The following is a 15595-nucleotide window of genomic DNA, read 5'->3' on the forward strand; positions in this document are numbered from 1 at the left end:
TACAGTTTTCACTGCCATCTTTGTTTGTGGTCTGGACTTTCTCTTTACCCTATCTTTCGACTTAGGTACTGCCCGTCAAGTCTCTACACCTTCCTTTTCAGGCTTGGCTCGGGATTGCCATCACCATTACGTGTTAAGGTTTCCCCGAATTTGAGCAGTTCTACTTTTGAAATTTCTTTCAAAGCACTCAATTTTTCTTTTAAGTCCCTTGCGTCTACCTATTCCGCCACTCGGGCTAAATTTAAAGAATCGGTTTAGTTTTATATGCTGATTTGTATTGCGTGTCAATTACCAACGGAAATTTATCATCCATGAAAATTTCCGTACACGCTCGCGCCGTGATAAACACGGCTTCGCTACGCACGGCAAAGTGCCACAAAAAAAGGGGAACCAGCAATATGGCTCCCCTATGATTAGTATTTTTCAGTTGTTTTTTATTTTGCGGCGAGTTCTTTGCAAGCCTGATAGATGCATTTGAAAAGCTCTTCACTGTCGCCTACTTCAACGCATGAGAATGCGATACGCAGGTCAGTTTTGCTGGAAGAGATTGTTCCGATGCCGTATTTATCGAGGAGGTAAACACGAAGTTCTTCAGCATCCACAGTGTTCAGCTTAAGGCACATAAAGTAGCCTGAGTTGAACGGATAGAAAGAGAACTGGTCAGTAAATTCGCCTCTATTGAGGATTTCTTTAAACTTAAGGGCTCTTTCTTTAAGCACTTCAAATTTCTGTTTTCTCTGTTTCTCAAAATCGGGATGTTCCAGCGATTTGAGAACAAGTGTCTGCGAGGGGTGAGGACAGTTAGAGATTGTTCCTCTGATAAGCCCTGTAATCTTCTTTTCGATAGCTGCAAACATTTTGGATTCATCCGCACCGGATGTAGCACCGAGAGTTATGAAGCCCACACGGAAGCCCCATACGAATTCTTCTTTAGTAGCTCCGTCAAGCTTAATGGGAAGAAGGTTCTTGCTTCTGCCGACAAGCTGTCCGTAGATTGATTCCTTTATACTCCCTTCGTAGAAAAGCGTGAAGTAAGCATCATCAGTAACAACAACAAGCTTAATACCCTTTTCAGCAATGGCTGCAAGACCGTCTGCAATTGCTTTTGCTTCATCGGGCAGGGGAGTATAGCCGGAGGGGTTGTTGGGGAAGTTAAGAATTACAACCGCTTTGCCTTTAATTTTGCCGCATTCCTCAACTTTGGAGAGCAGAGCCTGCACATTAAAGCCGCCTGCTTCTGTAAAAGTTTCATATGTGGCTATTTCTGCGCCGTTGATAACGGAGAATGTAAGCCTGTAGTTGCCCCAGAACATTGAGGGAAGAACAACATAATCCCCCTTATCCAGAAACATATCCGCAACAACGTTAAGCCCGTGGGTAAGTGCGTTTGTGACAACGGGCGTGCCTATATTTTTCCCTTCGAGAGAGGGGTTTTCATCGTAAATTTTCTTTCTCCATCTCGTTCTCAGCTCAGGTTTTCCGGAAGAGGGTGCATATGTGAAAACATCCTTTGCGGACAGCCCTTTGAGATGGTCATAGATGCACTGGAGATACATGGGCTCGCCCTTCTCCATTGCTATACCTATGGTAGCGTTAAACTTATGAGCCTTTTCCTTAGCCTCTGCCGACTGTGTAATGATGCCTTTGGGCATATAGATGTTCTTTCCGAGGTCGGAAAGCATTTCGTAAACGGCGGGGTTTACTCCGGCTATAATCTCGTTAAGTTCTTTTGCGAGAGCGTTCATTATAATTGCCTCCAATTAACGCATGCTACGGGTTGTTTTAATAGCCGAACTATACAAAAATAATACACAATTTAAAAGAAGAATATTATACTGTGTATAAGCATAACACTATCATCTACGGAGGCAACGCATGAATCTTGAACTTCTTCAGGCACTAAAGACAGCACACGACGCAGAGGTAGAGGGAATGAGGTCATACCTCAGGTTCGCTAAACAAACAGAGGTTGCCGGCGGCAAAAACATTCTCATCCAGCTTGCAATGGACGAAATTGACCACATGGAACTGATCAACAGGTTTCTGGAACGCATGTTGAAAGGCGAAGTTTACCAGACTGTTGAAGTACCAAAAGCAAGGCTGGACAAGTTTATGCCCAAAGTTGCGGATGCCAGTCTGCAAAAAATGGACAAGGCAAGCGTAGGCGATCTTGATGCCCTTAAAATTGCAATGGCGCATGAGGAAAAAGCACGTCTTTTTTATCTTGATCAGGCTCAGAAAACCGACAATCTTCAGGCTAAAAAGCTGTTTACTGATCTTGCTGCCGTGGAGCAGAAGCATTATGACATACTTCAGGCGGAAATGCAGTTTATCCAGCAGGATGGTTTCTGGTTTGACATGATGGAATTTTCTCTGGAAAAGTAAACCGTGACAATAAGATATAATTGCAGATATTTTTTTGACAAATCATATTGACAAACAAATCCTCTGTTGTTATATTCGTCTCTCGTTACGGTTGTAACGGTTATAATTCCCTGATAGCTCAACCGGCAGAGCAAATGACTGTTAATCATTAGGTTGCAAGTTCGAGTCTTGCTCAGGGAGCTTACACAAAGCCCGATCTTATTAAGGTCGGGCTTTTTTGTGTTAAAAAAAACTTTATTCAAACACAACAATTCCCTTGCAATATTTAACTCAGGTTAACATTATTACTTAAAACAAGACCACTTCAGCCTTATTTTAGGAGACAAAACATGAACCCTCTGAATCTTTTCTACAGGATGAAAATTTCCCGATTAATTCTCATCGGCTTTGGCTTTGTAATCGGAACAGTAATAGCCATATCTTTATCTGCTGTACTCGGAACAATGAACTCAGCATCCGGATTTAAAGAATACCGGACACAGGCAAGAACAAGCAACTTTGCTGCCTCTATTGACTCCTCAATGCTTTCGGTGAGACTTGCTGTCATGAAGTTTCTGATGAGCAATGCAGAGTCGGATGTTCAGGTATTTAATCAAAACATGGATACTCTCATAAAAACTGCTGAAAATGCAAAAAGCATACTGACAGACAAAGATACTCTGGAAAAGTTAGTTTCTATCCAAAAAAATGCAGAAGCATATAGAAATGACTTTAAAGAACTTGTCTCCGTAATATATGAGAGAAATAAACTCAAAAGCGCAATGAAGGCTGACGGAGAAAAAATGACTGATATGCTTAATGAGCTGAGAGCAATATCAGGGACATCACAGGCATTAGGTGCCGCTCAGGAAAATCTGATTAGATCCAGATTCAATGCAGATGAGTTTATCAACTTAAGAGATAGAAAATATTATAATGAAACACTCAGTTCTCTTGGGACTGAAATCAATAGTTCGCTGAGCCAATATAAAAACTCATCAGGCAAAGCAGGCAATATTTATAACAATTTCATGGAAACAAAAAACAGATTCCTTGAAAATATAACAAAAGTTGCACCGCTTCTTGAAAAGAGAGACGTTCTAGTGAACGATAAACTCAGTGTCTTAGGCGCAGAAATAACTGAAACAACAAACGCTATGACATCAGATGCACAAGCTCACCAGGATCAGATAGGCCCTCGAATTCAGAGCAATAATAAGAAGATCACGTCTTTTGTGTCTCTGTTTTCAATTATCGGACTTGCTGTTGCGCTGTTCTTCGCAAGAGTGATCACAGTCGGCGTGAAAAGACCTCTCGGCGGTGAACCTGTGGAAATGTCAGAAATTGCGAGAAAAATCGCTTCAGGCGATCTCCGCATACAGTTTGATGATTCAGGGAAAATAACAGGTCTTTACGAGGCAATGAAGCAGATGAGGGATAATCTTTCAGATGTCGTCGGTAAAATCCGCCTTTCATCAGAAAGTGTAGCATCTGGGAGTACAGAGCTTGCCAGTGCCAGTGAGGAGTTAAGCACAACCTTCGGAGATCAGTCCGCACAGATATCATCCATAGCAGGCGCAATGGAAGAGATGGCTGCTACCTCTCAGGAAGTGATGAATAACCTTGAGATTGTTATGGATAAAAGCAACCATACCAAAAAGCAGACAGATAAAGGCAAGTCAACCCTTGCACACACGAATAAGAGCATTGAGAACATAAGCCGTTCTGCTGCGGATCTTTCAGGAACTATCACAAACCTTACTGAATCATCCACGCAGATAAGCAACATACTTAATGTAATTAATGATATAGCAGACCAGACCAACCTGCTTGCACTCAATGCGGCAATAGAAGCAGCCAGAGCAGGGGATGCAGGCAGAGGCTTCGCTGTAGTAGCAGACGAGGTAAGGAAGCTTGCGGAAAGAAGCCAAAACGCTATTCAGGAAATAGACGCAATAATCACCAACCTTCAAAAGGATACAAAGCTTGCATCTGTTAACATGACTAAGGCGGGAGAACAGGTTGAGGAAGGTGTTGACGCCCTGAAGTCTACTATTGAAGTTTTCGACACCATAGTCTCGGCGATTGACGACGTTATAAACTCCAACGATGCAATATCAACCGCCGTATCGCAGCAGAACACAGCGATTTTAAGCATAAACGACAGCGTGCAGATGGTCAGCTCCGGACTTGAACAGAGTACGGCTGCCATAAGCGAAATAACTGTTACAATAAACGACCTCAGCCAGCAGGCAGAGGCAATGAACGAAACTGTTCAGGTATTTAAAATTTAGTTAGTACAAAATCATTAAAACAACAAAGCCCCCGGAATGAATTATATCCGGGGGCTTCTTTTTTCAGCTTACTCTATTAAGTTATTATTAAAAACCGCTTACCATCTCTGCGGCTTTTTTCGGGTTGTGGGGAAGTATCTTTCTGGCAAGTTTGATAGTATCAAGCTTTGCCTGATCCTTCGCATACTGCTGCTCAAGACCATGGAGTTTTCCGTAAAGCATTTCATAATCACTTCTGGCATCAGCATACTTCTTATCATCAAAGGGTATTGAAAAGTCTATGCCTTTGGTATCCCAAACATTGCCGGAATTGATGAAGGGCATAAAATCCTCTGTATCCATCCCTGCTGCGGGTTCAGGAGTTTCGTACTTCCAGTCGGTGAAGAACAGACCCTTTTTCGTTCCACGGATTATGTAGCTTCCGTTAAAAGGTTTTTTCACATCATTAGAAGCATCGTATGTCCACCATGAGGTAGCAACCTGATCGTGTGAAGAGTGGCATGAGTCGCAGTTTCTTGCCTCGCCTATGGAGTGGCTCATTTTGTCCATCTGAATCCATGCAAGCATCTTATTGTTCTTTTTCAGCTTGTACGTGCCGTTCATGATGTACATGTCGTTCACTTCATCGGGTTTTCTTTCAACAGTGAAGTCCTGCTCGCCTATTTTGGCATTTCCTTTCACCATAGTGGGCTCAATCTCACGGAGAATCAGTTTGTTAACTCCCTTGACATCATCCTTCATGTTGAGAACGCCCATGGGGTAAGGTTTCATGGGTATCCACACTCCTCTTTCGGGGTGCTTAACAAGGGTGGGCTGGCTTCTTGTTCCGTAATATTCTTTGTGTTTTGCAAGGGCTTTAACCTGCGCTTCCTGTTTTCCGGGACCCCAGAAAGTAAACTGGTAAGCGCCTACAGCCTGAATATGGCAGGATGTACAATCCACATTGCCGTGATCAGGACTTTCCAGAGCTGCGTTATATATATCTTCGTGGCAGTTTTTGCATGATTCCCGTGCGGACTGCGAACTGAGATGCCCGTAGCCGTGGCTCTCCATTTTATGACAATCGTTGCAGGTTACTCCGTTTTTAGCGTGAACATCTTCAGCGAGTTCATGTATAGGGAATGCAAATTCCTCTCTCATGTAGCCTGCGCCTCTTCTTCTGTCCATTGGTCCGGCGTGGCAGATTGTACCTTTACCGCTTCCGTAGCATGAAAGAGGTTCAGGATCTTTCTGATAAACGTGGCGTGCGTTTGATTTTTCATAACCTTTATAGTGGCAGTCATTACAGCTTGCATGACACTTGTTGCAGCCTCTTGCCGAGCCGTCCCCATGCGCCTTGGGATACTCAACGGCAAGCTCTGCACCTATTTTGTCATGGTTATCGCCGAACCAAGCACCACAGTTCTGAGGGCCGGGTTTCAGGTCGCTGAAGTTTGTGAAGCCTCTCTGATATTTGTTCAGCCCCATACCGGAAACGTTATATTCCTTAACTTCGTTTTCATGGCATTTTCCGCATGTTTTTTCCGCAACGGAAGGATCATACGCCATGGTTTCAGGATCATGGTCGTGGTAATAAAGCTGTGCGAGAACAGCTATTCCTTTCTCTTTTGCCTGCTGAGGATCAGGTTTTCTCATGAGGAACTTAAAGCGTTCCTTACCTTTGGGCTGTATGGGGTCATAGTTTGTGACCTCTCTGCCCACTGCCTGATACTTAAGGGTTTTGCCGGCAGCAGCGTAAAAGGGGCGGGGCATTCCCTCGTGGGCTTTTTCTGCTGTCATTTCAGCAGGGTTTCCCATATGGCAGTCCTCACAGGCAACCTCACCCATGTTGACCTCTTTTTCAACTTCAACAGGATCAAGATAAAGCTGGGGGTAACCGAGTTTTTCCATCTCCGCTTTGTTTCCGTGACATGAAATGCAGGAAGACTGTTCCGCAGCCTGCACAACACCGAAACAGAAAAGAGTCATAAAACAGACTATTATGAGTTTCTTCATATTTAATAAACCTCCGTGTATGCTTGCTTTGTATTGAGCAATGAACATGCCACGGAAGGGCAAAAGATAAACTTATGAAAAAACAAGATTTATAAATAGGTTATCCGGTGCAGAAAGACTAGTTTTTATATAGGAATCTTGCATTTTGCAAAACAGGTTTCTTGCAAATTGCAAGAAACCGTTCCGGACTCACGAATTGTTCAGATACTTTTTCCAAGCTCTTCTGCTTTTGTTAACGCACCTGTTTTAAGTATGTCACCTTTATCTGAGACTTCGGGCACTGTTATGATACCCGCATCCTTCCATCCTGTGTATGCCAGCAGGGACTTATAGGTCTCCTCCAGCCCTTTGAACACACTGGGCTCATCCGCAGCGCAGGAGAGCAGAACAGTTTCTGTGAGCTTAAGGTCTTTTTTTCTATTCGGAGTGTAATAAGCATAAAGCCTGTCTATTGCAGCTTTTATCTGTGCAGACATTGTAAACCAGTAAACAGGAGAAACAATAACCAATGTATCCGCTTCCTCCACCAAAGGAGCTAATTCCCTGAAGTCATCGGGAAAAATACACGCTGTTCCCGTTGACCAGCACTTATCGCAGGCGCGGCATCCGCCTATCTTCTTTTCTGCTGAGGCAAACTTGCTCACCTTATGCCCTGCTTCTTCTGCTCCTTTAATGAAGGCATCTGCAAGCAGATCGCTGTTTCCGCCCTTTCTGGGGCTTCCCGTAAGTACAAGAATATTCTTCATACGTATTCTCCCGTTTTTTTCACAAAAATATATTCACTTAGCTGCAAAATTAAAGTACGCACTTTTTAGGTATTTACTAACAGATGTGTAAGGCTGACAATTGCAGAGATACGTGAATTACTTAGCCTATGCCGTATTCCTTGAGCCTGCGGTAGATTGTGGAGGCGTCGATTCCCAGAATCTCCGCTGCTTTCGCCTTGCTTCCGCCCGCTTCAGCCAGTGCAGCGAGTATATGCTCACGCACAACATCATCCAGCTTTTTTGAAACGGTTCGTTCCGCCGAACCTGTCATATGGAGTGATGCCGGAGACACCCTGTGCCCGGTTTCAAGAATCACGGCACGCTCTATTATATTTGAAAGCTCACGCACATTTCCGGGATAAGAATAGCTTTCCAAAGCCTGAACTGCATCAGGGGAAAAACCTTCAATTTTAGGATTAATATGACGGAACCTGCCGAGAAAATGTTCTGCAAGAGGCATAATATCCTCTTTCCTGTCACGGAGTGGCGGAACTTTGATCTCAACCACATTCAGCCTGTAATAAAGGTCTTTTCTGAAAGTACCGTTTTCAGCTTCTTCGGCTGGGTTGCGGTTTGTTGCGGCTATGAAGCGCACATTTGCCGTCTTAGGCTCCACTGAGCCAAGGGGATAGTAGGTTCTTGTTTCTATAAAACGAAGCAGCTTCGACTGTGAGGGCAGGGGAAGCTCACCTATTTCATCAAGAAACAGAGTGCCCCTTTCAGCAGCGGAAACAAGGCCCCGTTTATTTGTATCAGCTCCGGTAAACGCCCCTTTTCGATAGCCGAAAAGCTCACTTTCAAAAAGCTGCTCCTGCATGTTTCCGCAGTTTACCGCAACAAAAGGGGCTGTCTTGCGGGAAGAAACCCCGTGGATAAAGCGGGCAATGACCTCTTTGCCTGTCCCTGTCTCTCCTGTGATCAAAACACCGCTGTCTGCCTTTGCGGCACGGGCGGCAAGCTGCATTATATCATCGATTTTTTTTGATTTATATATGGGTGCGAAGCTTCCCGCACTCTGCCTGCCGAAGTCAAGAAGGGTGCGTATCTGATCCAGCTTTTTTATGAGTATGTCAGGGTCAACAGGCTTGAGAATATAATCATATGCGCCGCTTTTGATTGCGTTTACGGACTCAGTGACTGTCCCATAACCTGTCATGAGGATAAGGCGGACTTCCGGCATGTCCTCCCGAAGTGCCTCCAGAAGTTCAAAGCCCGTCATCCCCGGCATTCGCACGTCAGAAACTACAGCATCAGCCCCGGCGCTCTTTATGTGAGAAAGAGCTTTTTCCGGCTCGTAAAACGCCGTAACGTTAAATTCATTTTCAAGGCTCTTTTTCAGCAGCCCGCAGAGGGTTTTATCGTCCTCAACTATCACTACTTTCATTAAACTCGCACCTTATGGATGTTCCCTTACCTTTTTCACTTTTCACACTTATCTTGCCGCCGTGTTCGGTGATAATTCTGTGCGTTATGGAAAGTCCAAGCCCAGTTCCTTTATCCGGTGATTTCGTGGTGAAAAACGGGTCGAATATTTTTTTAAGCTTTTCAGCCTCTATGCCGCTTCCGTTGTCTTCCGCTTCCAGTATAACTTTCCCTTTATCCCTAAACAGGCGGAAAACCACCCTGCCTTCGGGGTAGACAGCATCAACAGCATTTACCGCTATATTCAGAAATGCCTGATTCAGCAGTGTCCGGCAGCCTTCGATATATGCGTCTTCAAGTCTTGTTTCTATAACCACTCCGCCGCCGGCACGCATAAAGCGCACAGCCTCGCTCACAAGCTCCTTCAGGTTCAGCCGTTCCTTTGTGCAGCTGTCATACCCGTCCGCCACGAGGCGTTTCATTGAGGCTATTATCTCCACGCATCTTTCAGCCTGAGTTTTAACCGCCTGCACCTCATCACTGAGCCCGTATTGTTTCTCCAGCAGTGTAGCAGCAAGAAGAATAGAATTCAGCGGAGTCGAAAGTTCATGGGAAACCCCTGCGCTTAATATACTTAATGATGATAGCCTGTCAGCAAGCTCCATCCTTTTCTGCGACGTTTCACGCTCACCGATGTACCTTCGCAGAGAATGTGCCATCTCCTGCACTTTTTCAGCAATATCGCCCAGTTCGTCAGTATATTTTTCTTTTATCTCATAGTCCAGTTCGCCTCTGCCGTAGCTTTCCAGAGCGGTTTTCAGCCCGCCAAGAGGGCGGAGGAATCTTTCTGCAAATATAAATGCTGTCAAGACCGCAAGAAATACAGAAAGAGACAGAACAAGGATAAAGCCCATTTTGAGTGCCTGAAGATTGCGGAAGGCGTACTTGGCATCTATAACAGTGCAGACTTTCCATGAAATATCAGTCCCTTCGTATGGATAAACCGTAGTATAGCCAAGAAAATCACCGTTTTTAAGCCGGATTATGCCGTCCAGCCCTTTGACTAGTTCATTAAAAACATCTTCACCGTAAACAGTCTGGAAGCGGTGGCTATGCTGCATCTGATTTGCGAACTCGTAGCTTTTGTTTCTGTGGAAAAGGAAAATTCCGTGCCGGTCAGGATTGATTTTGTTTTTCTCAACAATAAAGGCGTGCCCTTCGTCGTTGTTCAGCCTGTTCACAACCTCGCCCAGACGCTCGCCCCAGTAATTCACCACCAGATAGCCCGCATGCTCACCCCCTGCAAAATAAGGGACAACGGTACGTATCATAGAGGGGCAGAAGCTCACAGCATCCGGCAGAAAGCCCCGCTCAAACTTGCTGAAGAGAATATCAGGTCTGTCCAGTTCGGCTGCGTCCTGTATAAAGTCTTTTGATGAAATATCTATGGGTTCGTAATCTGCTTCACCGGACAGGTTTTCGCATTCTCTCATAAAGACCTGAATCCTGCCGTCCTTGTCTACAAGCCTGATTGCCTGTACCTCACGGACGTTGTTGCAGTAGTCCATAAAAAGACTTTCCGCCTTTGCTTTTCCTTCTCCGTGGAAGATGAAACGGCTGTTTATCGGGTTTGTGTAAAGACCGTAGGTTACGGAACGGATATGCCCCAGAAAATCGGACACGGTACGCTTGTCCGCCCTTAAGAGTTCGGCGGCACGCTTCTGTATCTCAAAAAGAACTGCCTTCTGCGACTGTGAATAATAAACTCCCGTGGAGAACACAAGAACAACAGTCACCAGAACGCTTATCCATATTGCCAGCTTTTTGCTCATGGATGAATGATAATCCCATATGTGGAATTAAGTCAAACCGATAAAAATCAGAACCTCTCTATCAATTCCTGCTGTACTTCCAGAAACTTCTCAAACTTGCGGCAGATATCCCAGTAAAGAGAGATAACTCTCTCACCTTCTTCGGTAAGTTCAGCTCCGCCGCCGCCGGCACCGCCTGCCTGTTTTGTAACAAGAGGCTCATCGGACAGGGCATTTATACTCTGCGCCAGCCCCCATGCTTTACGGTATGACATATTAAGTGAGGAAGCAGCAGCGGATATTGACCCGTGTTCCCTGATCGCCTCCAGAAAAACTATTTTGCCAAGACCAATGAAGTTTCTGCCCTGTTTATCGATCCATATTCTTCCGCCAAGGACATTATCGCCCGCTGTTCTGGAAAAAGAGATTTCATAACCGTTTTTTTTCATTACACACTCACTGGAATTGTCGTATAAAACTTTTGTGAAGACAGAAGAGCAGAAGGAGGCGGAGCATTTGCTTCTGAGACGAGGAACTCATGCTTCCGCTCCGCCGCCCTGTGTACCTGCTTATGAGTGTTACGGCAACGGAACCCCCAGTTCCGCTGTTTTCTTGTGCCGGCAAGGATTCTGACAAAATCCAGGAAGCAGAACCTCCGCCGGCAAAACTCTTTATACGGCAGGCTCTACAGCCTGCACTTTTATATTATCAACATCATATATTTCTGCGTTTACAAGACCGTAACGCCCGCAAACCTTATCCACGAGACTGCGCCTGACCGCAATAACCGGAGCAGCACCGCCGGTGGTGACTTTCTTTATTAAAGTGTCCCACCCGCCGCCTCTCATTTCGTAGTGACCGACCTCATCAAAAACAGCGTACATATTTTTATAAGGCGCTTCACCCATACATTTTTCACCGAAGGCAAGCCCTGCGGGTTCAAAATAGAAGCCGTCCTTTGTGCGTCTGCACAGTTCAGCACTTTCTCCTGTGCGGACATCTGTTATGCTGTATCCTGTCTTTGTTCCATCCTCAAAAACAGCTTCCGCCACAAAACCTCTGACTTCCGCATCCGAAGGCAGTGTGCTGAGGAAGGCCTTGAGAAAAGTTGTCTTGCCTCCGTTAACTTCCCCGGTGATAAGAATTGCCCTCTTTCTATCTGAAGAAAGAACAGAATCCATCATTCCGGCGATGCCCTTCACAGGGTTTTTTATCAATGTTCTCACCTTTACGCTTGGAGCAACAGTGTTCACAGTACCCCACGCCACAGACAGTACGGAGTCTATCCTGTCCCCGTATCTGCGGCGGAAGAAACCGGCTATAAGCGGGTGACCCATCTCCGAGACCAAACCGCTGAGAGCGCATGTGGTAACAAAAGCTCTCACTGCAAGCCTTATCCCCTCAAGAAAACCCGGCGTGCTGATGAACTTTCCTTCCGGAGACTTCAACACAAAGCCAGATACAAATGATATTACAAATATTGGAAGCCATATCTTCCACGATGCAAACCGCTTCAGAAAGTTTCTGTACCTTACTGAGACAGCCAGTGAGTAAACCAGCAGAATGTATGCAAGCCACTCACTTTTATCCATAAAACCCACAACAACGGCAATAACTGCTATATGCAGCAGAAGCCACAGGAGCGAATGACGTCCCGCACAGCCCTGCATCATAGAGCCGGCGGGAGCCGCCCCTTTTGTTCCGAAGGTTATGGGTTCATCACTTCCATTGCTCTTTGCCGCTGCGGCGCACCCCACTGCGGATGCTCCGGCGCCTACAACAAAACTCAGTGCAAACACAAAAACAATTCCGTACACAGGGTTGATAAAAGGAAGTTCGAGCCCTGTTGCCGCTTTTTCAAAAAGCTGTTCATAGACAGTATATATGCTGGCTCCGTACAATATAAGAAGCCTTATAACCTTATGGAGAACCGCCCACTGCATCGCAAGCCCGCCGCTGACAAGGAAGCCTATGACGTTCCTCCCCAGAATGCGTGTACCAAGCTCAAACAGAAAGCCTTCTATTGTTATTGCCACCATCGGGACAACGACTTTAGGACTGGGTGAAAATGCCTTAAGCATTGCTGAGGTAAGCCCTGCCCTGTAAAACATGCCGCTTGTGCGCCATTTCATTCCGAAAGCGCTCAGTATGGCTATGCCGATTGCCGTCAGGATATGCCCTTTAAACGGAATCCGTAAGTTATGAAGAAAAGAGCCGAGGGTCATCTCGGAGGTCCCCCAGACGCCCCCCGCTATGGCTCCCTTTCTCCATTTAGTGTCGCTACTGTCGGTTAGTGACATCTTATATTTTCATTTTAAGCTTTGCGTAGTATGTTCTTCCCGCCTGAGGCAGACCGTATGAAAGCTCATATTCTTCATCCGCCACATTCTCCACACCAACCTCTATGGAAGTGTATTTCAAAGGTGAAACCTCAGCTCTGAGATCCGCTGTCCAGTATGTATCAAGCTCTTTGTAGCTGTAATCGGATTTCTGTGAATAGCGTCCTTTTTCCATATTAATTCTGCCGCCGAGAACAAAAATTTTGCCTATTCTGTATGAGTGATCCAGATAGAATTTGTGTTCGGGGACATCGGCAACTATGTCAGAGTCGTCGCCTTCGATACTTTTCTCAGCATCAATGTAAGCATATGAAGCTATTGTGGTGGTGTTTTTTGTAAAATCTCCTCCGAGCATTACTTCAAATCCCTGCATGGTCACATCATCAATGTTGTCTGATGTCTGTGCATCTGCTGAAGCGTTCGGGTCATTGCCTGTGTATGCAGCTTTGGTGTTAATCTTGTCGTCTATTTTTGAGTAGAAAACATTAGCCTGAACAAGAACAGTATCGAACAGTGTCTGTTTAATACCTATTTCATAGTTCATGGCTTTTTCTTCTTTAAGGTCAGAGTTTGCAAAATATGTTGTCTGCCCGCCGTTGTTGTATGAGTAGCTTGAGTAAAGCTCCTTCATTGAAGGAAAACGGGTTTTGCGTGCCGCTTTTGCATGTAAGATCGTGTTGGGAGACATATTATAAATTACAGTTGCCTGCGGGTTGAAAACTTTTATATCGTCATTAAGCTCCTCTTCACTGTCGGAGGATATGGCGTTGTTTACTTCATAGCTGCCGCCGAGGCTGATGATGAATTTACCAAGCGTAAGTCTGTCCTCTATACCTGCGAAGTAAGTTTCCGCCACGTCTTTTTCCCATTCGGGAGTTTTGTCATTTCTGGTTTTATGTACATCTTTCTTATACTGACCGCTGAGGATCACAGTGTTTATTGCACCTGTTTTGATCTCAGTGTTGACAATTACACCGTTGGAGTAGTCGTCATATGCGCTGTTGCACCATGAAGGGCTCAGACATTCGGTGTAAGTATTATCCTTATAACGGTTCATGACGTTATAGTATTCATCTCTATAGAGTCTTGCTGTTACAGCGTATTTATCTTTTCTTACACTGCCCAGAAGGTAATAGGTGTCCTTGTCCCATTCTTCGTAATTCCAGTAACGCACAGGACTGTTATTTTTTCCGTTATCTATCTCTTTGGTATTGGGAGGAAGTTCAAGGCTGCTGTTAATATGGTTTATACCGAAGGCAACTTCACTGCCCTTGGCAAACTCATAGCCGACTTTACCTGTGATTGTTCCTCTCCAGTAGCCGGAGTTGTCACGAAGCCCGCCGTTTTCATTACGTTCATCATACCCGCTGGGAAGTTCAAAGCCGTCGGAATCTTCATACGCAACAGACAGCATGCCGTAAGCTTTGCCTATTTTGCTCCCCAGACCTATCCTTGTCTGGTAGGTGTCGCCGCTTTTGTACATGAACTCTATAGCTGATTCAAAAGGCTTATTCGGCTTCGCTGTAACTATATTCACCGCACCGCCTGCCGCATTAGGTCCGAAAAGAACTGAACCGCCGGCTGTTTCAAGCTCTATCTTATCAATACCGAAAGTATTGTAATTGCCCAAATCTATATAAGCTTCATAGGGCAGGGCAACGGGAATACCGTCAAAGTAAACCTGAATGTATCTGTCTGAAAAACCTCTGATATTAAGACGCTTCTCTCCTTTTGAATTGGGAGTAAAATTAACAGAAGGAAGCTGCTCAAGTGCTTCTGAAACGCTTGTAGCCGACCCTGCTTCAAACTCTTCAGACGACACTTCCTGCATGGGTTTTGAATTAACCCATGAAACTGAGTCTGTTATCTCAATTTCACCAAGTTTGTAAATGCGTTCATCTTCTGCTTTCGCTGAAGCAGCCCCGAACATGAATGCCGCACCAATCACGGCGGCTGTCAAAATTTTGCCTTGTCTTATCATTTAACCTCTCCGAAACGTTATTCCCCTCGGCACATAACGATTAATCGCTATATAGATCACTATATAGCGACAGTCAAGAAAAAACTTAAAGGAGGTTGGGGGAGGTTAAGGGTTATTTTAGAATATTGTGTGTTCCAGCAGGATTTTAAGACCAATAAGAATAAGTATTATTCCGCCGACCGCCTCGACTTTTTTGCCGAAACGAGCCCCGATCCGGCAGCCGTAAACTGTACCTACAACGGAAAAACAGGCGGTGATGATTCCTATAATAAGGGCGGGCTGAAAGATGCTTACATTAACAGCGGCAAGGCTTACTCCCACAGCCAGAGCATCTATACTTGTCGCAACAGAGAGCATAATAAGGCTCATCCCCTTCGTAGGGTCGCCTCTAACGTCATCTTCATCACCGGACTTAAAAGATTCTCTTATGGCCTTCAGACCTATAAGCCCAAGCAGACCGAAAGCCACCCAGTGATCCCATGCACTGATATATTCGCTCACGCTCCTTCCTGCAAGCCAGCCCACAACAGGCATCAGCGCCTGAAAAAGTCCGAAGTGGAAACCTAGCCGGAAAATCTGCCTGAAAGACACATGACATAAAAGAACACTGCAAGCTATAGATACAGCGAATGCGTCCATTGAAAGACCCACCGCTATCCAGAAAACTTCTATAAAGGTCATG

Annotated in this window: 11 protein-coding genes and 1 tRNA gene; 3 read left to right on the plus strand and 9 right to left on the minus strand. The window is 45.2% G+C overall.

Features of this window, described 5'->3' with window-relative positions:
* Positions 1-434: 434 nt before the first annotated feature.
* A complete protein-coding gene (locus tag ACYRYY_RS08375) occupies positions 435-1745 on the minus strand; it encodes an aminotransferase class I/II-fold pyridoxal phosphate-dependent enzyme (protein WP_460215150.1) in 1311 nt (436 codons plus the stop codon).
* A gap of 130 nt (positions 1746-1875) precedes the next feature.
* On the opposite strand from ACYRYY_RS08375, the gene ACYRYY_RS08380 reads away from it, so the two are divergent.
* The 3 genes from ACYRYY_RS08380 to ACYRYY_RS08390 all read left to right on the plus strand — a co-directional run bounded on the left by ACYRYY_RS08380 (position 1876) and on the right by ACYRYY_RS08390 (position 4658).
* Positions 1876-2385 (plus strand): ferritin family protein, encoded by a 510-nt coding sequence (locus ACYRYY_RS08380; RefSeq protein WP_460215151.1) that lies wholly within the window; start codon positions 1876-1878, stop codon positions 2383-2385.
* 107 nt (positions 2386-2492) lie between these two features.
* A tRNA-Asn gene (locus ACYRYY_RS08385) sits at positions 2493-2565 on the plus strand.
* 149 nt (positions 2566-2714) lie between these two features.
* Positions 2715-4658, plus strand: coding sequence for a methyl-accepting chemotaxis protein (locus ACYRYY_RS08390; RefSeq protein ID WP_460215152.1), 1944 nt, complete (start codon positions 2715-2717; stop codon positions 4656-4658).
* 87 nt (positions 4659-4745) lie between these two features.
* On the opposite strand, the gene ACYRYY_RS08395 is transcribed toward ACYRYY_RS08390, so the two are convergent.
* The 8 genes from ACYRYY_RS08395 to ACYRYY_RS08430 form a co-directional block, all read right to left on the minus strand.
* On the minus strand, positions 4746-6653 hold the full coding sequence (locus tag ACYRYY_RS08395; protein WP_460215153.1) for a cytochrome c3 family protein: 1908 nt from the start codon (positions 6651-6653) through the stop codon (positions 4746-4748).
* Between the two features lie 200 nt (positions 6654-6853).
* Positions 6854-7399, minus strand: coding sequence for a flavodoxin family protein (locus ACYRYY_RS08400; RefSeq protein WP_460215154.1), 546 nt, complete (start codon positions 7397-7399; stop codon positions 6854-6856).
* Between the two features lie 121 nt (positions 7400-7520).
* Positions 7521-8804 carry a sigma-54-dependent transcriptional regulator gene (locus tag ACYRYY_RS08405; protein ID WP_460215155.1) on the minus strand — a complete coding sequence of 428 codons (1284 nt, stop codon included), beginning with the start codon at positions 8802-8804 and terminating at the stop codon, positions 7521-7523.
* Complete coding sequence (locus ACYRYY_RS08410; RefSeq protein ID WP_460215156.1) at positions 8785-10614, minus strand: ATP-binding protein; 1830 nt, start codon at positions 10612-10614, stop codon at positions 8785-8787. Before ACYRYY_RS08410 ends, ACYRYY_RS08405 begins: the two co-directional genes overlap by 20 nt.
* Before the next feature lie 47 nt (positions 10615-10661).
* Complete coding sequence (locus ACYRYY_RS08415; protein WP_460215157.1) at positions 10662-11042, minus strand: winged helix-turn-helix domain-containing protein; 381 nt, start codon at positions 11040-11042, stop codon at positions 10662-10664.
* Positions 11043-11264: 222 nt separating this feature from the next.
* On the minus strand, positions 11265-12893 hold the full coding sequence (locus tag ACYRYY_RS08420) for a nucleoside-triphosphatase (RefSeq protein ID WP_460215158.1): 1629 nt from the start codon (positions 12891-12893) through the stop codon (positions 11265-11267).
* Between the two features lies 1 nt (position 12894).
* Entirely contained in the window at positions 12895-14913 is a 2019-nt protein-coding gene (locus ACYRYY_RS08425; protein ID WP_460215159.1) for a TonB-dependent receptor plug domain-containing protein, read from the minus strand.
* Between the two features lie 117 nt (positions 14914-15030).
* On the minus strand, positions 15031-15594 hold the full coding sequence (locus ACYRYY_RS08430; protein WP_460215160.1) for a manganese efflux pump MntP: 564 nt from the start codon (positions 15592-15594) through the stop codon (positions 15031-15033).
* Position 15595: the final 1 nt, after the last annotated feature.

Source organism: Geovibrio sp. ADMFC3, assembly GCF_054687035.1.